Raw genomic sequence first — 357 nt, forward strand, 5'->3', positions numbered from 1 at the left:
CGAGTTGTAATCGATTCGCCACGTTTCGATGCGCTTGCGTGCGTCCTCCAGGCTGACGAACGCATGCTGATTCAGGCACTCTTCACGCAGTCGCCCGTTGAAACTCTCGATGTATGCGTTTTCCACCGGCTTGCCGGGACGAATGAACTGCAGCTTGACGCCATGCTCGTGTGCCCAAGCGTCGAGCGCTTTGCTGATGAATTCCGGCCCGTTATCCACCTGAATCAAGTTTGGGCACCGTCCTCGTTGCCGTAGCTGCTCGAGCACGCGCGCCACGCGGACACCCGTTAGCGAGAAGTCGACCTCGATGTGCGGACATTCCCGGTTCCACGTGTCGATGATGGTCAACATTCGAAC

1 protein-coding gene is annotated in these 357 nt (G+C 58.0%); it reads right to left on the minus strand.

Annotated elements, in window-relative coordinates; all coding sequences use genetic code 11:
* The coding region (locus HWX03_RS36680; RefSeq protein WP_175874680.1) for an integrase core domain-containing protein at positions 1–357 on the minus strand (357 nt) is incomplete at both ends.

The sequence above is a fragment of the Burkholderia sp. BCC0397 genome (assembly GCF_902832865.1).
GTDB lineage: Bacteria > Pseudomonadota > Gammaproteobacteria > Burkholderiales > Burkholderiaceae > Burkholderia.